The 18,378-nt window shown below is 66.5% G+C and carries 18 protein-coding genes; 9 read left to right on the forward strand and 9 right to left on the reverse strand.

The window, feature by feature from the left end:
- Positions 1–514: 514 nt before the first annotated feature.
- Positions 515–2,551 (reverse strand): HelD family protein, encoded by a 2,037-nt coding sequence (locus tag ACIPSE_RS36875; protein ID WP_401671669.1) that lies wholly within the window; start codon positions 2,549–2,551, stop codon positions 515–517.
- A 325-nt stretch (positions 2,552–2,876) separates the two neighbouring features.
- Between ACIPSE_RS36875 and ACIPSE_RS36880 the strand changes: the two genes are divergently transcribed.
- Positions 2,877–3,059, forward strand: coding sequence for a hypothetical protein (locus ACIPSE_RS36880; RefSeq protein WP_401671672.1), 183 nt, complete (start codon positions 2,877–2,879; stop codon positions 3,057–3,059).
- Positions 3,060–3,078: 19 nt separating this feature from the next.
- On the opposite strand, the gene ACIPSE_RS36885 is transcribed toward ACIPSE_RS36880, so the two are convergent.
- Positions 3,079–4,722 carry a DNA repair helicase XPB gene (locus ACIPSE_RS36885; RefSeq protein WP_401671675.1) on the reverse strand — a complete coding sequence of 548 codons (1,644 nt, stop codon included), beginning with the start codon at positions 4,720–4,722 and terminating at the stop codon, positions 3,079–3,081.
- Positions 4,723–4,852: 130 nt separating this feature from the next.
- Here ACIPSE_RS36885 and ACIPSE_RS36890 point away from each other — a divergent pair, with 130 nt between their 5' ends.
- Positions 4,853–5,395, forward strand: coding sequence for a hypothetical protein (locus ACIPSE_RS36890; protein ID WP_401671677.1), 543 nt, complete (start codon positions 4,853–4,855; stop codon positions 5,393–5,395).
- Between the two features lie 4 nt (positions 5,396–5,399).
- Here ACIPSE_RS36890 and ACIPSE_RS36895 read toward each other — a convergent pair whose 3' ends face one another.
- The gene (locus tag ACIPSE_RS36895) at positions 5,400–7,922 is read right to left on the reverse strand and encodes a helicase-associated domain-containing protein (RefSeq protein ID WP_401671679.1); all 2,523 of its coding nucleotides are present in this window, start codon (positions 7,920–7,922) and stop codon (positions 5,400–5,402) included.
- Between the two features lie 157 nt (positions 7,923–8,079).
- Between ACIPSE_RS36895 and ACIPSE_RS36900 the strand changes: the two genes are divergently transcribed.
- Both ACIPSE_RS36900 and ACIPSE_RS36905 read left to right on the forward strand, forming a co-directional pair.
- A complete protein-coding gene (locus tag ACIPSE_RS36900; protein WP_401671681.1) occupies positions 8,080–9,036 on the forward strand; it encodes a hypothetical protein in 957 nt (318 codons plus the stop codon).
- A gap of 33 nt (positions 9,037–9,069) precedes the next feature.
- Positions 9,070–9,723 (forward strand): HAD family hydrolase, encoded by a 654-nt coding sequence (locus ACIPSE_RS36905; RefSeq protein ID WP_401671683.1) that lies wholly within the window; start codon positions 9,070–9,072, stop codon positions 9,721–9,723.
- Positions 9,724–9,739: 16 nt separating this feature from the next.
- On the opposite strand, the gene ACIPSE_RS36910 is transcribed toward ACIPSE_RS36905, so the two are convergent.
- Positions 9,740–9,988, reverse strand: a complete 249-nt coding sequence (locus tag ACIPSE_RS36910) for a hypothetical protein (RefSeq protein ID WP_401671686.1) — start codon at positions 9,986–9,988, stop codon at positions 9,740–9,742.
- Between the two features lie 226 nt (positions 9,989–10,214).
- Between ACIPSE_RS36910 and ACIPSE_RS36915 the strand changes: the two genes are divergently transcribed.
- A complete protein-coding gene (locus ACIPSE_RS36915; RefSeq protein ID WP_401671688.1) occupies positions 10,215–11,909 on the forward strand; it encodes a recombinase family protein in 1,695 nt (564 codons plus the stop codon).
- A gap of 526 nt (positions 11,910–12,435) precedes the next feature.
- Here ACIPSE_RS36915 and ACIPSE_RS36920 read toward each other — a convergent pair.
- A complete protein-coding gene (locus ACIPSE_RS36920) occupies positions 12,436–12,738 on the reverse strand; it encodes a GntR family transcriptional regulator (RefSeq protein ID WP_401671690.1) in 303 nt (100 codons plus the stop codon).
- Positions 12,739–12,775: 37 nt separating this feature from the next.
- Between ACIPSE_RS36920 and ACIPSE_RS36925 the strand changes: the two genes are divergently transcribed.
- Positions 12,776–13,108 (forward strand): hypothetical protein, encoded by a 333-nt coding sequence (locus ACIPSE_RS36925; RefSeq protein ID WP_401671693.1) that lies wholly within the window; start codon positions 12,776–12,778, stop codon positions 13,106–13,108.
- 131 nt (positions 13,109–13,239) lie between these two features.
- Positions 13,240–13,779 (forward strand): hypothetical protein, encoded by a 540-nt coding sequence (locus ACIPSE_RS36930; protein WP_401671695.1) that lies wholly within the window; start codon positions 13,240–13,242, stop codon positions 13,777–13,779.
- Positions 13,780–14,678: 899 nt separating this feature from the next.
- Here ACIPSE_RS36930 and ACIPSE_RS36935 read toward each other — a convergent pair.
- From ACIPSE_RS36935 to ACIPSE_RS36950, 4 genes are all read right to left on the reverse strand, one after another.
- Entirely contained in the window at positions 14,679–15,155 is a 477-nt protein-coding gene (locus ACIPSE_RS36935; RefSeq protein WP_401671697.1) for a helix-turn-helix domain-containing protein, read from the reverse strand.
- Positions 15,152–15,409: a hypothetical protein gene (locus ACIPSE_RS36940; RefSeq protein WP_401671699.1), complete on the reverse strand. Its 258-nt coding sequence runs from the start codon at positions 15,407–15,409 to the stop codon at positions 15,152–15,154. The genes ACIPSE_RS36935 and ACIPSE_RS36940 overlap by 4 nt, the downstream gene beginning before the upstream one ends.
- A gap of 2 nt (positions 15,410–15,411) precedes the next feature.
- Positions 15,412–15,813 (reverse strand): hypothetical protein, encoded by a 402-nt coding sequence (locus ACIPSE_RS36945; RefSeq protein ID WP_401671702.1) that lies wholly within the window; start codon positions 15,811–15,813, stop codon positions 15,412–15,414.
- A 929-nt stretch (positions 15,814–16,742) separates the two neighbouring features.
- Entirely contained in the window at positions 16,743–16,934 is a 192-nt protein-coding gene (locus tag ACIPSE_RS36950; RefSeq protein ID WP_401671703.1) for a hypothetical protein, read from the reverse strand.
- 282 nt (positions 16,935–17,216) lie between these two features.
- On the opposite strand from ACIPSE_RS36950, the gene ACIPSE_RS36955 reads away from it, so the two are divergent.
- Both ACIPSE_RS36955 and ACIPSE_RS36960 read left to right on the forward strand, forming a co-directional pair.
- Complete coding sequence (locus ACIPSE_RS36955; protein ID WP_401671705.1) at positions 17,217–17,786, forward strand: recombinase family protein; 570 nt, start codon at positions 17,217–17,219, stop codon at positions 17,784–17,786.
- Positions 17,787–17,959: 173 nt separating this feature from the next.
- A complete protein-coding gene (locus tag ACIPSE_RS36960; RefSeq protein WP_401671707.1) occupies positions 17,960–18,343 on the forward strand; it encodes a cold-shock protein in 384 nt (127 codons plus the stop codon).
- The last annotated feature ends 35 nt before the right edge of the window (positions 18,344–18,378 follow it).

Raw genomic sequence — 18,378 nt, forward strand, 5'->3', positions numbered from 1 at the left:
CCGCCGCCTGACCTCAGGGGCGCGGGACTGCATTGCTCGGCGGCTCCGCCGCGTGGGCGAGATCGGGTGGAACGCGGGCTGCGGTGCCTGACTTTAGGGGCGCGGGGAACTGCGCGAACGGCCACGGCGGGCCCGCACCCGGCGGCGGGGAGTGCGAGGCACTCTCTTGGCCGCCGAGCCGTGGAACGCGGGCTGCGGTGCCTGACCTCAGGGGCGCGGGGCTGTATTGCTCGGCGGCTCCGCCGCGTGGGCGCGATCGGGTGGGGCGCGGGCTGCGGCGCCCAGGGGCGCGGGGAGCTGCGCGAACGGCCACGGCGGGCCCGCACCCGGCGGCGGGGAGTGCGGGGCACTTTCTTGGCCGCCGAGCGGTGGAACGCGGGCTGCGGCGCCTGACTTCAGGGGCGCGGGGAACTGCGCGAACGGCCACGGCGGGCCCGCACCCGGGGGTCGGCGGCGCGTGGCCTCCGTCCCCGCGCACCCGGGGGTCGGCGGTGCGTGGCCTCCGTCCCCGCCGTCACAGCTCGGCCGGCAACGCCATCTCGTGGGTCACGATCAGGCCCGAGACCGCCCGCGTCAGCGCCACGTACAGGCGTCGCAGGCCGGTGCGTTCGTCGGGCTCCCCGTCCACCACCGCCTGGGGCTCGTCCAGGACCACGTAGTCGTACTCCAGACCCTTGGCCAGCGACGCCGGCACCAGCGTCAGCCGGGTCTCCTCGGTGGTCTCCTCACCGGGGCCGAGATACCCGATCCCCGCGCCCGCCAGCGCAGCGCCCAGCTCGGCCACCCGCGCGTCCGCGACGATGAGCCCGGTCGACCCCTCGTTGCGGAGCAGCTCCTCGCACGCGGCGACCACCTCCGCCACGCCACCGACCTCCCGCACCGAGAAGAACCCCGGGTTCTCCCGTACGGAGGCGACCGGCGTCAGCCCGGGCGCGATGTGCGGCAGCAGCCGCGACGCGTAGGTGATGACGTCCGTGGGGACACGGAACCCGGCCGTCAGCTCCTCGATCACCCCGTCGGCCTTGCCGAGATGGGCCAGCGCCTCGCCCCAGCTCCGCGTCGCCCACGGCGTCGTGCCCTGCGCCAGGTCGCCGAGGACGGTCGCGCTCCCGGTGGAGCAGCGGCGCCCCACGGCCCGGTACTGCATGGGGGACAGGTCCTGCGCCTCGTCCAGCACCACATGCCCCAGCGAATGCGTCCGCTCGACGATGTCCGCCGCCTCGTCGATCAGCACGGCGTCCGCGGCGGACCACCGGGCGGACTTCACCGACCGCACCGGCTTCGCCCACAGGATCGTCCTGCGCTCGTCCTCGTCGAGGATCCCGTCCGCGTGCGCGGCCAGGAAGTCCGCGTCGGTGAGCAGCCGCAGCACGAGCTTCGCCGGGTCGACGGGCGGCCAGATCGCCTTCACCGCCGCCTTGACCGCCGCGTTGCGTGCCACCGCGTCCTGCACCCGGTCGTCCGGCGCCTCGCCCGAGCGCTCCATCTGCACCAGCACGGCATGCGCGATGCGCTGCGGCAGGGCCTCGCGCGCGGCGCCGTACCGGATGCCCCGGTCGAGCAACTCGCGGACGATCCGCTCCAGTTCGTACGCCGGTACCCGCCAGCGCCGGGAGCCGCGCACCACCATGACGGGCTCGGTGGGCAGGGTGACGTGCGCGTAGACGGCCCTGCGCAGCACCTCCGCGAGCCGGGCGTCGCCCTTGACGATCGCGGCGGGCGCCTCGTCGGTGCCGCGGACCTCGACATGGGCGACGAGGTCGTCGACCGTGGCCTGCCGCACCGTCAGCTCGCCGAGCGCGGGCAGCACCTGCTCGATGTAGTGCAGGAAGGACTTGTTCGGCCCGATGACCAGCGTGCCGGTACGGGCGAGCCGCTCGCGGTGGGCGTAGAGGAGGTAGGCGACCCGGTGCAGGCCGACCGCGGTCTTCCCGGTGCCGGGCCCGCCCTGGACACAGACGGTGCCGCCGAGCCCCGACCGGACGATCTCGTCCTGCTCGGGCTGGATCGTCGCGACGATGTCCCGCATGGGACCGACACGGGGCCGCTCGATCTCCTGCTGGAGGAGCTTGCTGGTGGCCGCCGCCTCGGCGGGGTCCGACAGGTGCTCGTCCTCGTAGGCGGTGATGTCGCCGCGCGTGTAGCCGAAGCGGCGGCGCAGCGCGATGTCCAGCGGGTCCTTCTTGGAGGCCCGGTAGAAGGGCTGCGAGACGGGCGCCCGCCAGTCGATGACCATCGGGTCGCCGTCGTGGTCGTGGACGTGCCGGCGCCCGATGTAGAAGCGCTCGCCCTCCGCGCCCTCGGCCCGCTCGGCGCCGGGTGCGTGCAGGTAGTCGAGGCGGCCGAAGAACAGCGGGGTGTCGCTGAGGTCGGCGAGGGCCTTGATGCGCTCGTCGATCTGCCGGGCGAGGATCTGGGCGTTGACCCAGTTCGCGGCGACGTCCTTGATGTCGAGGGACTCGACGTCCTCGCGCATCGCGCGCAGGGCCGCACGGGACTCGGCGAGATGGGTGCGCTCGCGGCCGAGGGGGTCGTCGACGTGCGTGGACAAGGGGGTGCCTCCGAAGGTGCTGCGGGCGGGTTCGCTGCTGCGCGCGGCGGGCGGGCCGCCGCTGCGGGATACCGACCGGTTTCCGTCCGGGCGGCGGCACTCCGGGTGGGAGGCGGGCAAGAGCGGAGATTCTAGAGCAGCGCCCCGGCACCCCGCGAACGCATTTCCCCGCCTCCGCGGGTGATCCCCGGGGGTGGCCGCCCCCTAGGGGATCACCCCTCCCTCCATCGGGTGAGGCGGGACCCACAGGCCGTCCTCAGGTATCACAGCAAGTCGGGACCTTGGACCGATGCCCTCCTTATGCCGTGAAAGCCACCATGGAGTCATGAGCGCAGCGACCATCACCCCGGCCCGCGGTCGCCCCTCCGGAGCGACCTCCCTCACCGACACCCACCGCACCCACCGCCTCGGCGACGCCCTGCGCGCGATACGCGTGTACACGCGCGCCGCCTTCGACGTGGTGATCCTCGGCGACTACGACGAACGGGCGGGCGTCCGCCGCAGGTGACGCCCGGCCCGCACCCGGCTCAGCCCTCCGCGAGGAGCTCGTCCGCGTCGACGATCCGGTACGCGTACCCCTGCTCCGCCAGGAACCGCTGCCGGTGGGCGGCGAAGTCCTGGTCGATGGTGTCGCGGGCGACCACCGAGTAGAAGTGCGCCTGATGCCCGTCCGCCTTGGGGCGCAGCACCCGGCCCAGCCGCTGCGCCTCCTCCTGCCGTGAACCGAACGTGCCGGAGACCTGGATGGCGACCGTCGCCTCGGGCAGGTCGATGGAGAAGTTCGCCACCTTCGACACCACCAGCACGCTGATCTCGCCCTCCCGGAAGGCGTCGAAGAGCTTCTCGCGCTGCGCGTTGGACGTCTCGCCCTTGATCACGGGGGCGTTCAGGTGCTCGCCCAGCTCGTCGAGCTGGTCGATGTACTGGCCGATGACGAGGATCTGCTGCCCGGCGAACCGCCGCACGATCGCCTCGGTCACCTTCCGCTTGGTGGCCGTCGTCGCACAGAACCGGTACTTCTCCTCGGCCTCCGCGGTCGCGTACGCGAGCCGCTCGGAGTCCGTCAGGTTGACCCGCACCTCGACGCAGTCCGCGGGCGCGATGTACCCCTGCGCCTCGATCTCCTTCCACGGCGCGTCGAACCGCTTGGGGCCGATCAGCGAGAACACGTCCGACTCACGGCCGTCCTCGCGCACCAGCGTCGCCGTCAGGCCGAGCCGCCGCCGCGCCTGGAGGTCCGCGGTGAACTTGAAGACGGGAGCGGGCAGCAGATGCACCTCGTCGTAGATGATCAGCCCCCAGTCCCGGGAGTCGAACAGCTCCAGGTGCGGGTAGACGCCCTTCCGCCGGGTCGTCAGCACCTGGTAGGTGGCGATCGTGACGGGCCGGATCTCCTTGCGGGTCCCGCTGTACTCGCCGATCTCGTCCTCGGTCAGCGAGGTCCGCTTGACCAGCTCGTGCTTCCACTGCCGCGCCGAGACGGTGTTCGTGACGAGGATCAGCGTCGTCGACTTGGCCTGCGCCATCGACCCGGCCCCGACGAGCGTCTTGCCCGCGCCGCACGGGAGCACCACGACTCCGCTGCCGCCGTGCCAGAAGTTCTCCACCGCCTGCTTCTGGTACGGGCGCAGCGCCCACCCGTCCTCGGCGAGGTCGATGGGGTGCGCCTCGCCGTCGACGTACCCGGCGAGGTCCTCGGCGGGCCAGCCCAGCTTCAGCAGCGTCTGCTTGATCTGCCCCCGCTCGGAGGGGTGCACGGCGACCGTGTCCGGGTCGATCCGCGCCCCGACCAGCGGCGCGATCCGCTTGGAGCGCAGCACCTCCTCCAGCACCGGCCGGTCGGTCGTCGTCAGCACCAGCCCGTGCGTGGGGTGCTTGCTCAGCGTCAGCCGCCCGTAGCGGTCCATGGTCTCGGCGATGTCGACGAGCAGCGCGTGCGGCACCGGATACCGGCTGTACTGCACGAGCGCGTCCACGACCTGCTCGGCGTCGTGCCCCGCCGCCCGCGCGTTCCACAGGCCCAGCGGCGTCACCCGGTAGGTGTGGATGTGCTCCGGCGCCCGCTCCAGCTCCGCGAACGGCGCGATGACCCGCCGGCACGCGTCCGCCTGCTCGTGGTCGACCTCCAGGAGCAGGGTCTTGTCCGACTGGACGATCAGCGGTCCGTTCACGTACGCCATCCCTTCGCACCGGCCAAACGTCCAGTGTGCCTGACCGGCGGGCGATCAGGGCGGGCCGTGCAACCCTGCCCCCGTTTCGGCTGTCTTGACCGGCGGGAGACAGGGCGGGGAGGAGCGCACGGTGACGACGGGCAGATGGGTGGTCGGCGGGGGAGCCGTGGTCGTGCTGGCGGCGAGCGCGGCGTGGGTGGTGCGGCCCGCCGACGTCGACGACCGGCTGTGGGCCCAGGTGCGGCCCGCCATAGAGGCGAGGCTGGTGGCCGCGTCGCAGGGCACCGGGTACGGCGAGAGCGTGCCGCGGCTCGACGCGCACTGGTTCTGCGAGGCCGAGGCGCTGGAGCTGGACGAGCGGGACGGCGTCGTCCGGGCCGGCGTGGACACGTTCTGCGTGGAGTACGGGGTGCGGGCGGCGTCCCTCGTGGAGTGCAGCAGCTCGCGCTTCCCCCAGGTGGTGCGGCTGAAGCGGGGCGCGGACGGCGGCTACCGGGTCCTCACCCGGGAGGAGCCGCCGGACGGGGAGGGGTACGCGCGGTGGACCTCGTCCCACTTCGGCCACTTCGCCGTCTCCGAACTCGGCGGGGCCGCCCCCGAGCCCACCGCCCTGGAGGCCGCCGCCCGTACCCACTTCGGCCTGCCCGCCGACGCGCCCGTCAGCCCGTGCTGAACCCTCAGTCCTCGGCCAGCTCGGCGACCCCGGTCACCCGGTGCAGCGGATACGTCCGCACCTCGTCGGCCGTGTGGTCGTACGCCGTCACGAAGCCGCCCTCGACGCGGATCGGGGCGATCACCCGCTGGCTGGCGGCGCCGTCCGCGTTGACGTAGCCGATCCACAGGGCCTCGCCCGTCAGGACGGCGGCCTGCATGGTGGCGAGGGTCTCGGCGGAGCTGGTGCGCGGGAGGTCACCGCCCGCGGGCGGTGCCTCGCCGGACTGCTTGCGCGGGGCCGTGGAGGCCAGGTCGCCCGCCCTGATCGCGCGGATCGCCGCCGACAGCAGCGTGGCGTCCGGGACGGGCGGACCGTCCGGGACCGGCTCGGGCGCGGTGCGCGGCGGGGTGCGGTGGGCGTGCGCCCGCGCGATCAGCACATCGCCCTCGGCGGACTCGGCGGCCGGCGCGAACCCCATCGCCCGCAGCCCGTCGAGCAGGCTCGCGGGGTCGGCCTGCGCGGCCAGCACCGTCGGCGCCAGGCGGCGCAGCCCGAGGGACTCGGCCCGCTTGTCGGCGAGGATCTCGTTGAGCAGGGCGTCGTCGTCGCAGCGGACGTACGCGGAGGCCGCGCCGACCCGCAGATGCCCGTGCCTGCGGGCCACGTCGTCGATCAGATACGCGAGCGGCTGCGGCACCGGGGTCCGCGAGTGCGCCGCCAGGAAGGCCTGGAGGTCGGAGGCGGACCGCCCGGCGTCCAGGGCCCGCCGTACGGAGGCGGGCGTGAACCGGTAGACGGTCGCGCCGCCCTTGGACTCCACGTCCGCGAGCACGTCGAGGGTCTGTGCGAGGGGCCGCTGGAGCGGGCCGGGCGCCACCGCCGTCAGGTCCGCCTGGAGCAGGACGTGGTCCAGCGGCTCGGGCAGCAGCGGGGCCAGCAGCCGGGCGGCGGCAGCGGAGGCGACGGCCTGCCCGGCGGCCGAAAGCGGCTCCGGGACCGGCGGGGCGTGGTGGTGATGGTGCACGGGCAGCTTGTCGCCGGGACCCCGCGGCTCCGCCCGCCCCGCGGCCTTCGCGGGGGCCGCCCCGAGCAGCGCCCGGCCCTGGGCCGACAGCGCGCCGCGTCCCGTGACGCCCAGCAGCTCCGCCTCGGTGAGCGTCCAGCCGGCGAGCCGGGCCCGCAGATCGTCCTCGCGGCGCGGAGGCCGCTCCCAGGCCAGCCGCGCCCGCACGGACCCGGGGCTCGGCGCCGCCCCCTCCGGCAGCCCGGCCAGCAGGGTCAGCACCCGGTGCCGCACCTCGGGCGCCGCGCTGCGGTCGAGGCCCGGGCCGAGCGCCGACAGGGAGCGGTCCTTCGCGTCGCGCCCGCCGACCACCCCGGAGGTCCGGGTCGCCGTCAGCCACGCCTCGGCGAGCCCCGCCCACCGCTCGGCCGCCGGACGCTCCAGCCACTCGTCGTAGGCCGGGGTCGCCGCGTACCGCTCGTCGGCCTCCCCGTCGGAGGCCAGCAGCCCGGCCGCGTAGGCGAGTTCCACCCAGAACGCGGCGACCGGCTCCGGCACGTCCAGCGCGACCGCCGTCCGCTTCAGGTCGCGCACGCTCAGCCCGCCCGCCCGCAGCACGGCCGGCCCGCCCTCGTCCCAGTCCTTCAGCAGCTCCTCGACGGTCGCCAGCGCGGTGTACGCCTGTCCGGCCGCCGTCGCGTCCACGACCGTCGCCGCGTGCGTCGCAGCCGCCTCCACCACGGGCGGCACCGGTTCCGTCGTCCGGTGCGCGAGCCCGCCGCGCAGATGCAGCGCCACCTCGCGCGGCAGGACGACCGTGCCCGGCGTGGTCGGCAGCAGCAGCCCGAGGTCGAGCAGCGCGCGCAGCCGGGGCGCGGGATCGGCGGTGACCTGCCCGTACGGCGGCCCCCACACCAGGCGCCGCAGCACCTCCAGGGACTCCTCGGGCAGCGTGCCGAGCAGCGCGGCCATCCGCGCCCGGTCCGTGAACAGCCCGGTCAGCGCGGTCACCGCGGACACCGAGTCATGGGTCGAGGCGAGCCCCGCCGCGCCCACGATCGTCTGGATGCGGCCCGGCGACATCCCCGCGGTCGCCTCCTGCACGGTCGGCCCGAGCCCGGTCGGCGACGGATGCTGCGGGGAGGGCGCGAGCAGCTCCCGCGCGGTCCGCACCAGCCGCAGCCGGTCGTCCTCGCCCCAGACGAGGGCCTGCGCGCGCAGGGTGCGCAGCGCCCGCGGCAGCGCGGCGGCGACGGCCGGGTCACCGGCGTCCCCCGCCATCAGCCCCAGCAGCTCCCCGGACGACGCCGGTTCGCCCGCCACGGCCAGCGCCTCCGCGCTCTGCAGCGCGAACCGGTCCAGCCGCTCCAGTGCCCGGACGACGGAGGCCCGCGTCCCGGCGCGCGTGGCGAGCTGGGTCAGGTCGGTAGGGACGGGCGTGATGAGGTCGGGGCGGGCACGGAGAAGCGCGGCGAGGAAGTCGTCGTCCCGCGCGCGGAGGGCTTCGGCGAGGGAGCGGGGCGAGGGTGCCGGGGTGCTCATCCGAGTCACGGTACCGGGTGGTCATGACGAGCGGGTTCCGCTCCGCTCATGCCTCCTGCCCGCCCCGCGGCACGGCCCGGCGCAGCTAGGTGGTGGGGGGTGTGCGCGATAACGTCGTCCCTCGGGGTTTCAACGCACCACCCCCCGGAGGGACTTCGTGGATATCGAGAGCGACCAGGTCGTCTACGAGTATCTGAGCCGCGTCGGTGACGTGGCCCACCAGCGGCAGTTGCCCTCCGGGGCACGGATGCGGCTCGTGTCGGAGTTGCGCGCGGAGATCGACCGGCGGCGGGCCAGGACCCCCGTCGACAGCCCGGCGGCGGTCCGGCGGATCATCGACCGGCTCGGCAGCCCGGACGACGTCGTCACCGCGGCGGGCGGCACCACACGCCCCGAACCGGCGCCCACCCCCACCGCCGTCCCCGCGCAGCGGGAGGCCGAGCCGGTACGGCCCAAGGGGCTGCGCCGGATCGTGCCGAAGCCCCGCCCCGCCGACCCGGAGCCCGAGCCCCGGCCGACCGGCCCGCATCTGGCGACCACGGAGGAACGCGGCGACAGCACGCTCCACCCGGACTGGTGGCGGATCGACGACACCACGTTCGGACCCGGCGAGAGCGTGCCCGGTTTCGTCGGCGGCGTGGAGATCCCCGAACTGCTCAAGCCGCCCCCGCCGAAGGAGCCTTCGGGGAAACCGGAGCAGAAGCCGGTGGCCGCGGCGCCCGTGAAGGCGGAGGAGGAGGCGGCGCCCCGGCGGCGGCTGCTCTCCCTGCCCCGGGGCCGCTGGACCAACCCCCTGCTGCTCCTCGCCGCCGCGGCCCTGGTCGCCGGGGCGGTCATCGGGAACCTGATCGTGCTGCTCGTCGGCTGGGTCGTCGCGTACGCGTCGCGCCGGCTCAGCGAGCGGGAGACGAAGTGGGCGGTGATGTTCCTGCCCGGCCTCGCGCTCGCCACCGGTGTCGGCTGGCTGTGGGGCAGGACCGAGGGCCGCTGGGGCGAACCGATCCTCGAGGGACACATGAACGACGCGATCGCCGAGACCTGGCCGTGGGTGGTGCGGGGCGCGGCGATCGCCTCGGCCCTGTTCCTGGTCTGGCGTTCACAGAGGCAGCGCTAGACCCTTACGGGACCGTTCCGTGCCCCGGGCACAATGGCTCATATGGCCTCTACACCTGTTTCCGCGTCCGTCTCCGCGCCCACGGTCGGCTTCGACCTCGACATGACCCTCATCGACTCCCGGCCCGGCATCCACGCCTGCTACCGGGCGCTGGCCGAGCGGACCGGGACGTACATCGACGCCGACCTCGCGGTCACCCGGCTCGGGCCGCCGCTCGCGGAGGAGCTGATCAACTGGTTCCCGGCGGAGCAGGTGCCGGCGATGGCCGACCTGTACCGCTCGATGTACCCGTCGATCGCCATCGAGGCGACCCCGGCGATGCCCGGCGCCCGTGAGGCCGTCGCGGCGGTACGGGAGGCCGGGGGCCGGGCGATCGTGGTGACGGCCAAGTACGAGCCCAACGCCGAGCTGCACCTGGCGCACCTCGGCATCGCACCGGACGCGGTCGTCGGCGACCTGTGGGCGGAGCAGAAGGCGCAGGCGCTGCGCGAGCACGGCGCGACCGTCTACGTCGGCGACCACGTCGGCGACGTACGCGGTGCCCGCACGGCGCGGGCGCTCTCCGTGGCCGTCCCGACGGGCCCCTGCGACGCCGCCGAACTCACCGAGGCCGGCGCCGACGTGATCCTCGCCGACCTGACCCGGTTCCCCGCGTGGCTCACGGAGACCTACGGCACGGCGAGTTGACCCCGGTGGCCGGAAACTACCGGCCCGCCCGGGCCTGCCGGCGTCCCGCGGTGACCGATTGCAGTACGCCCGCGGCGGCCAGCAGGAAGCCGACGCCCATGAGCATGCTCAGCAGGAACATGTAGGTCGGAAATGGGGTCGTTCCGAGGAACAGCGGGGCCACGGTGACGAGAGTGGCGGCCGTGCCGAGGAAGAACACGATGGCACCGGCACGGATCAGTCGGTCACCGGGCCCGGCGGAATTCGTTTGGGTTTTGTCACGCACCGGACCAGGGTAGTTCCCTGCCCGAAGGAACAACCGGGCGACGTCTTGTCACCGGCCTGAAGACCATTAGCCTTGGTACCGGCGGGTCGTGGTCGACCCGCCCCAGTGCTATCAGGACCAGTTTTCCGATGCAGTTTTCCGACGAGTACGAGGACGAGGACAGACGTGCCTACCGGCAAGGTCAAGTCGGTTACCTAGGCACAGACTTCGCGCTAGCCTCGCTCCCATGACTCCTGGTCTGCGGTACCTCTCCTGTCTCCGCCTCTCTGCCGACTCGGACGGCTCGACGTCCATCGAGTGGCAGCGTGGCGTCATCCGACACCACGTCAACGCCCCTCAGCGCTCCGGCATCCTGGTGGGCGAGGCAGAGGACACGGACGTCTCAGGCTCCATCTCTCCGTTCAAGCGCCCCAGGCTTGGACGCTGGCTCACGTCCCGGGCCGATGAGTTCGACGTGATCATCGCGGCCAAGATGGACAGGCTCACCCGTCGCGCCATGCACTTCCATGAGCTTGCCCAGTGGGCACGTGAGAATGGAAAGTTCATCATCTGCGTTGAAGAGGGGTTCGACCTGTCGAATACTCAAGGCAAGATGATGGCGGGTATGACAGCCGTATTCGCTGAGGCTGAGTACGACACGATCCAGGCACGCATCCTCAACGGAGTACAGGAGCGTCTGGAGAACCGCTCATGGCTCACAGGTGCTCCGCCTACCGGCTACCGCATCAAGGCCGTAGAGGGAGGCAAGAGGAAGGTTCTGGAGATTGACCAGGACTTCCACCCCTACGTAGAAGAGATCTTCTCTCGCGTCCGTGAGGGTCAGTCCACACACAGGATTGCCCGGGACTTCAATAAGCGTGGCGTACTCACATGGGGAGACCACCTCAGGAAGTTGAAGGGGGAGGAGACTAAGGGGACGCAGTGGCAATCGACTATCATCAACAAGTTCATCCGCTCATCCTGGGTTCCCGGTCTCTATACGTACAAGGGTGAGGCTGTTCTGGATAACGAGGGAGAGCCCGTTATTCTTCCGGAGAAACCCCTAGCGACCATGGATGAATGGACAGATCTGGTCGACCGGATTAAACCCGCTCCCAAGCCTGTAGGGGCGGAAAGCCGTACCGGCGCTAAGAGTCTGCTTGCTGGTATTGCACGCTGCGGTCATTGTGGAGCGCCCGTTAGCTCACTGCTGGGTTCTGGTCATACCAAGAAAGACGGTACGAAGGTTCCTGGTCACAGGTACTACCGGTGCTCCAACAAGTTTAAGGGCGGAGCCTGTGCGGACGGCTTGTATGTCCGTGCTGACGCTCTCGATGCACACGTTGACCAAGCAGTCCGTGACAGCATCGGGGCGTGGGATATGTACGAGCGTGCCGGTACGGGACCTTCGCAAGCAAGGGAACTACAGGACACCAGGGCGCGCCTGGAGAATCTGGAAGCCAAGTACATCGCTGGGGAGTACGACGGAGAGGGACAGGAAGAGTCGTACATGCGGATGCACAAGAGCTTGTCGGCAAAGGTTGCTCTCCTGGCAAAGCTGGAAGCGGAGAGGGCTAACCCGACTCTCAAGGCAACGGGTAAGAAGTACGGGGAAGTCTGGGAAGCGAAAGACCAGGAAGACCGTAGGGAATTCCTCCGTGCCTATGATGTAAAGGTCTGGGCGTGGAGGGAAGGTGTCATTCTCAATGACTTGGGAATGGTTATGGATCTCGGAGATATTCAGGCTATGGCGCAAGAGCTGAACCTGAATAAGGAAGAGGAAATGGATAGGATCCTGGTTAGCCAGAACGCGCCTAGTCACTGGACTAATCCTGAACTCACGGCAAGTCCAGAGATTCTGGAGATAGTTCGGAAGACTTATCCGGACGCACCTGATGGCATCCCGGAATTCCTTAGGGGATTCTGGAGAGAATCGAAGTGAAGAGATAAGGCTCTGCCGAAATGGCGGGGCCTTATTCTTTTTCCGGATTGTTTATGAATTTGACCACCCCCTACCATTACCAATCGAATACAAATGAGGGGTGGTGTGGTCTTTCGAGTGGATATGCATTTCCAAGGGGTAGGCAGTAGCTGCCTCTCCAGGAAAACTCCCTGGTCAGGACCGTGATGATCTCCATCCCTTGACAAACCCAATCGATCCCGGTATCACGCGCACGCGCCCGTTATTTAGCCCTAAGTAGGGCCTATAAGGGTTGTATAGCTATAGCTATATGGAGAGAGTATATGTATCTAACTCAATCCAGACATTAGGTATTAGGGGGAGTGTGAGGGGGAGATGATCTTGAGGGAGTCCTACCCCTGGAATCGCCGCACGGCTCCCCAGGGTCTCCCGTTTCCCGTGGCGACCCCTCCAGGGGGCCTGTACGCCCTTCTGTGCCCCTCTCGGGGCTTCAGGGCCTCCCTGTGCCGGACGACGCCTCAGAGCCCTTCAGGGGCGCCACGGAGCCTCAAGGGGCCCCTGGGGGAGTGTCCGTGACGTAGTTGCCCCGTCCGACTTCCAGGCGTAGCCAGCCTTCCGCGCGGAGCGCTACGACGGCCTTCTGTGTCGTCGCCTGTGCCGTCCCGTACTCCGCTGCCAGTGCGACCGTTCCCGGGAATCGTTCACCAGGTGCCCACTCTCCGGCGCGCAACCGGCGTCGCAGGTCGTCAGCAATCTGCGGCCACAGGTTCCGGGTCCGGTCAAGATCAGGCATACGGCCAGCCTCTGCGGTATCGCAGATCTCTGCTACCGCGCTTACGCGTAACCGCATAAGCTCAGCTCACACCGGCTGTGAGGAGCTGAGGGCAGTGAACGACCGAGTAAGAGCACTGGACGTTGACGGACGGAGCCATGTCCGGCTGTTGCCCTGGAAGGGGCCGGAAGGGAAGCCAGCACACCTGATCACGGATGACGCTTCCTCGCCGCTCTCACTTCTGGCGGACAGAGTCGAGAGCCAGCAGATCAACAACGCTGCGGTCATCGTGGAGTTGGCGCGGCCGATGGTGACTCCGGAAGCTCAGCTCACAGCGGATGAGCTGTGCTGGATCTGCGGACGCCTGATCGAGAGCCTGACAGAGGTTCTGAACGTCGCTGAGAGCCGCGCACAGAGGATTCCGGCATACGAGGAGCCGGGGGAGTAGTTCAAGCTCTCAGAGAGCCCTCAGACACTTCGTGCGCCTTTCGCACAGGCATCTGAGGGCTCTTTCGCGTCCAACCGCAGATGTTCCTCAAATCCGCATACAACTGTCCCGGCTATGGGCACTATGAGTTCATGTCTATTACTGAATGGGCTCTAGTTGTAGCCGCGTTCGCCGCTTTTGGCACTGTAATGAACATGCTCGCATCTTGGGCTACTTATCGTAGGGCTACGCCTAGTGTCGAAATGAGATTGCATGCCCACATTGAGCAGCGTGAAGACAGTGATGTAGTGGTTTGCGGCATCAGGTTTATTAGCAAGAGCCTGACACCATTCTCGATCGAAAGGATTGAAATGGTGGAGAGGTTCCCTGAGTCTCGGGACATTACCTTTAGATATCTCCCGATCATCGCGGGTGATGAGGGTGGGCTGGTTCCCCCTAAAAATAGTTTGATCTGGGCCACTTTTATCAGGCGTGAAATGTTTGCCGGTATTGGCGCCAAGCGAGTCAATATTCGAGCCTATTTGTCCAATGGGACAATTGTGCACCTCGATCGGAAAAACGAACTACTGCTTGCCTCTCGACTCGAACTTCTACAAAATAAACTCGCCAGTGTCGAGCTGGGAGGAATCGGATATTCGGCGGACAGGCAGCTCACATTTGATGACATTTGAGCTGCGGATTAACGCTCGGCTCCCTTGTCGGAGCCGGGCGCTCTTCTGTGTCCGGAAGCGGAATGAGTCATTCTCGTTTGTCAGTGGTGGCTGAGATGATGGAGGTACCTCAAAAGAAGGGAGGGGAACAACATCAACAAGCCCACACGTAAGCCAGCGAGGAAGTTGAAGGCGGGTGAACACCTGAGACTCTGGAACGGCAAGACTGCCGAGATTCTATCTATCGAGGAAGCGGTGAACCAGACAGGGAGGAAGGCTCTCATCCTGCGGCTGTACAAGGCAGGGACCATGGTTGTTAAGCGGGATAGGCACATGACCATGCACTATCCAAAGTAGTTACTGCTCTAGGAAATGCCGATAACTCTGAAACTCGGAGTTATCGGCACTTCTGTTTCAGGCGGTCCCGAGTAGTTACTTATGTCAATCGCCAAGCATCGTGAAGTACCCACATTCCTTGGTGTCGCAGGTGGAATACCTTTGGAATTGCTATTCAGTAGCCTGGATTTCCTATTGAATAAAGGAATTAATGTACCTCAGTCGACTGGGGTATTCCATTACCAGAGGAATAGTCGGGAATGCGTGAATACCTGTACAGCTCCACTTGTCAAAGGGAATTCAGGGATGCCTTATAGGTTAACCAGAGGAGAAACCCAATCCGCCGAAGGCGGGTATTAGTCTCAACCAGGGGATATCCCATTCTCTCTATCCCTTGGTTTTCCCTGGTCTATTGAATTACTGTCTCTGTCTTCCCTTCTCTCCCTGGCTGCGCCTGGGAGAGAATTAGTTAGGTCTATATCGTTAGCTCTATCTGGTTTCTCTCTATATAGTTAGTAGCTCACTGATGACCTACCCGGTAGCTCACTGGCGACCTACCCCCTAGCTCATCCATGAGCTACCCCCTAGCTCACTGGCGAGCTACCCCCTGTTTGACCAGGTAGAAGCTCTGGAAGACTTCTGCCACTCTCAAGGGTGCTTGTCGGCGTGTAACCCGTGGTTTTGGGATCGAATGCTTTGTAGTGCTCCATGGGAATTGCGCAGTAGTAGAAGTTCGACGTTCCAATACGGTTCTGTGCGGTGAGCCAGCGGTTACGGATCAATTCTTCAATGTATCGCTTGATAGAGGCCACGGACTTCCCCATGTCATCAGCCAGTTTCTTGTGGGAGGGGAAAGCTAGTCGATTGCTCCCGGCGTAGTCATTGATGATCTGCCATAGAACCTTTGCGTCACTGCCCAGTTCGGGGGCTCTGAGTAGGGCTCTCGGTACGACAGTGAAGTGTCCGGCCGCGTACTGCGGTAGCTCCTTATCGAGAATCATCTTATGCTCGGCCAGATTGTACTTGGCTACATTCAGAGCCACTGCCTTGTTGTCGTTCATTTGGTGTATCCTTGTCTTAGGTCGATAACTTGCATGGTTTTCACTGTGAAGATGACTCCTCTGGTTCCCTCGTACTTGAAAGCCTGTCCTGGTCCGGCAGACAGCCCCGCATTTTTCATTTCCTCCAACGCTTCTGAAAGCGCTGTGTCGTAGTCGTTCCCTGGAAACTCTCGCTCGAATGCATCTCTCGGGTACTTCTCTCCGGTATCCCGTAGCTCTGTGAAGAGCGCGGTAGCCGGAAGACTGAGATTCATGGTTAGCCTCCAAGCGTGTAAAGATGACTCGTACGCTCACCCATGAACCCTTGCGTGCTTGAGACCAGTTCGTGTACATGGCCTCCCTGCTTCAGATACTCAAGGGCTGTACGGAATTCTCCAGGAGTGGCGCCAGGGAGCGCCTGAGTGAAGTCATGCTCTACCTGGCTCTTCACGGCCGGTGAGTTGCGGTTCAGGTATCCCTCAATCAGTTCGAGGATCGCAGGTCCAGCCTGGCTCATGATTGCCTGCCCTCTTTGCTGCTCCTGGTGGGCTGAAATCATGCGCTGCTGTTCTGCTTCCATCGCGCGCTTCTTCGCCTCGCGCTCCGGAGTGCTGGCTACGTAGCTAGCCCACCAATTCCCTTCCTGTGCTCCGGCGCTGAATGCGTTTGTGTTCGTCATGTGGTCTCTCCTAGTTGGTATCGGTGGGGCTTGTGAAGTCGGTCGACGATCAGCCACCCCTTGCTCTCCAGCTTCCGCAGTGCGTCTCTCAGATCTTTGCCGTCGGCATTCGATCCGATCACCTTGCACAGGTGCGGCTGGTTGAATCTGGCCTCTCCGTTTTCCCCGGCGTGGCTCTTCAGGTACAGCCACAGGACTTTTGCCTTGGCTGACAGCATGTCGTCTCTGACAAGAGGCACTGGAGCCTCAACGGATCGTGTTTCTGCTGGCATGGCTTCCTTTCTCTGTTTGTTGTGGTGTTGCTACACGGCTAGGGCTGCCTTCTCAGGCCAGTTCCCAAGCTCTCTGAGGCAGTCTCGGATGTGTTCGGTACTCATACGCGTCTCATGTGCCAGAACCCCGGGAGAAACCGATTCACGGTTCTCCTGGTGGAAGCGGAGCACGTGTAGGACGGTAAAAGCGTCTGGGCTGATGTCGCCGATGCTCTGTTGCATGCCTGTATCCCTAGCCGATGAGTCCGGCTGCTCTCAGCTCATAGAGGCAGTTCTCACGGGATACGTACGGCTGCCCCATCTTGGCGAGGAAGTCTCTCCACGCGTCCTCTGAAACGGGGATGCCAGCGTGAAACGCTACGAAGGTCATCTTGGCCCCGAACGAGATGCCTCGCTCTTTCCAGATGGGCAAGGTGGTAATGCTCATGGTGTCTCCAGGTTGGTCGATTCTCTCTGCCGACCTCCCCTCTGCTACTAATTATCCAAGGGATACGCCGGGAAGTGGTAACGGTGGTACCAGCCTTGGGCAGCGAAAAGCCCTAGAAATCACAATTAGTAATCTCTAGGGCTCCATTGGTAACACTGCGCTATTGGCAAGTTGGTACTCTGTCCGCTATCCGGTTATATAGTGAGCAAGATCACATCGCTAGACCTTGCCTAGTAGGTCTCGCTACTAGTATAGGCGGGCATCTGGCGCCCCTCCTGGAATCCCTGACCGAAGCTTCGTCTGCGCCCCTCCTGGAATCCCTCGGAGATGTCTCGGGCGTTCTGTAGCCCTTGCTCGCTGCGCGCCGCTGTATCGGCACCCATCTCGTCGACTGCCTTCATGTTGACGGGTTCCATGCCCATGCCTGTCTCCTGACTGTCTCGTCGGTCTCTTCTCTCTGCCCCCTGCCACTATTGTCTCAAGGTTTGTAGCAGTCTTGGCCTTGCCGACCGTTCCGTGAGGGGGTCTCAGATTCTTGCTTATGAGACCCCGTCTCACGACCCTTGCTGACCGTGTCCCTATGTCTGTTTTCGGGGTGGTTTGCCGCCCGATTGCTGGGGTCTCGCTTGACTCCTGTCCCAGAGTGAGTTTTGATACCCGTATCGCAAGTCATGCAGAGACAGTCTGAGACCAGGGGAGACGAAATGACCACCTACGACTACGGCTACGCACGAGTCAGCACCACGGCGCAGGACCTGAAGCGTCAGTTGGACTGGCTGGCCTCTCAGGGTGTGCCGACGGGGCGCACCTATGCCGACAAGAAGACCGGTACCGACTTTGAGCGTCAGGGCTTGGGTGCTGTGCTCGCCCAACTTCGTTCCGGCGACGTGCTGTACGTGGCTTCCCTGGACAGGCTTGGGCGCACCATGCACAAAGTGCTCGCGCTTGTCGCCGAACTCCGTGAGAAGGGTGTGCATCTGGTCATTGGTGGGGCGATGACCATTGACACGCGGGTAGGCGGTCCGGCTACGGACATGGCGCTCTTGATGCTCGGCACGTTCGCTGAGATGGAACTGATCTTCCAGCGTGAGCGCCGTGCCTCTGCGCGGGCTTCCAGGGAGGCCAGCGGTAAGGCGTGGGGGCGTCCCAGGGAGATTGACCGCGCTGCGGTGCTGGCAGACCTTGAAGAGATGAGCGCCATGAAAGTTGCTGCCAAGCACGGAATCGGCCGTGCAACTGTCTTCCGGATCAAGGCGGAAGCCAAGGAAGGCTGAGCCCCTCACATCTCCTGCACCACTTTGAGCCTCTGTCGACACAGGCGGGGGCTCAGTGCTGTTTTAAGGCGTGTTCGGCTGGAGAGACCCCCGGTAGGCTGTCGAGACGGCAGTTCAACAAGGGTGAAACCGGCGTCAGGAAGCGTCCGGGACCGATCGAGGGAGTGTGTGCTTTGCCGACTGGCAAGGTCAAGTGGTTCAACAGCGAGAAGGGCTTCGGCTTCCTCTCCCGTGACGACGGCGGCGACGTCTTCGTCCATTCCTCGGTCCTCCCCGCCGGAGTCGAGACGCTGAAGCCCGGCCAGCGGGTGGAGTTCGGAGTCGTCGCCGGTCAGCGCGGCGATCAGGCGCTCTCGGTCACGATCCTCGACCCGACTCCCTCGGTCGCGGCGGCCACCCGCAAGAAGCCCGACGAACTGGCGTCCATCGTCCAGGATTTGACGACCCTCCTGGAGAACATCACGCCGATGCTGGAGCGGGGCCGCTACCCCGACAAGGTCGCGGGCAAGAAGATCGCCGGACTGCTGCGCGCGGTCGCCGACCAGCTCGACGTATAGAACTCCACCGCACCGGCCCCGACTTCGTCGGGATC

It is taken from the genome of Streptomyces sp. NPDC090106 (genome assembly GCF_044747265.1).
Classification (GTDB): domain Bacteria; phylum Actinomycetota; class Actinomycetes; order Streptomycetales; family Streptomycetaceae; genus Streptomyces.

Excerpts from the sequence above, each read along its gene's own strand:
- ACIPSE_RS36880 (WP_401671672.1), top strand. The coding sequence starts at position 2,877 with ATGAGCGCAGCGACCATCACCCCGGCCCGCGGTCGCCCCTCCGGAGCG.
- ACIPSE_RS36895 (WP_401671679.1), bottom strand. The coding sequence starts at position 7,922 with ATGAGCACCCCGGCACCCTCGCCCCGCTCCCTCGCCGAAGCCCTCCGC.
- ACIPSE_RS36905 (WP_401671683.1), top strand. The coding sequence starts at position 9,070 with ATGGCTCATATGGCCTCTACACCTGTTTCCGCGTCCGTCTCCGCGCCC.
- ACIPSE_RS36915 (WP_401671688.1), top strand. The coding sequence starts at position 10,215 with ATGACTCCTGGTCTGCGGTACCTCTCCTGTCTCCGCCTCTCTGCCGAC.
- ACIPSE_RS36920 (WP_401671690.1), bottom strand. The coding sequence starts at position 12,738 with ATGCGGTTACGCGTAAGCGCGGTAGCAGAGATCTGCGATACCGCAGAG.
- ACIPSE_RS36930 (WP_401671695.1), top strand. The coding sequence starts at position 13,240 with ATGTCTATTACTGAATGGGCTCTAGTTGTAGCCGCGTTCGCCGCTTTT.
- ACIPSE_RS36935 (WP_401671697.1), bottom strand. The coding sequence starts at position 15,155 with ATGAACGACAACAAGGCAGTGGCTCTGAATGTAGCCAAGTACAATCTG.
- ACIPSE_RS36940 (WP_401671699.1), bottom strand. The coding sequence starts at position 15,409 with ATGAATCTCAGTCTTCCGGCTACCGCGCTCTTCACAGAGCTACGGGAT.
- ACIPSE_RS36945 (WP_401671702.1), bottom strand. The coding sequence starts at position 15,813 with ATGACGAACACAAACGCATTCAGCGCCGGAGCACAGGAAGGGAATTGG.
- ACIPSE_RS36950 (WP_401671703.1), bottom strand. The coding sequence starts at position 16,934 with ATGGGCATGGAACCCGTCAACATGAAGGCAGTCGACGAGATGGGTGCC.
- ACIPSE_RS36955 (WP_401671705.1), top strand. The coding sequence starts at position 17,217 with ATGACCACCTACGACTACGGCTACGCACGAGTCAGCACCACGGCGCAG.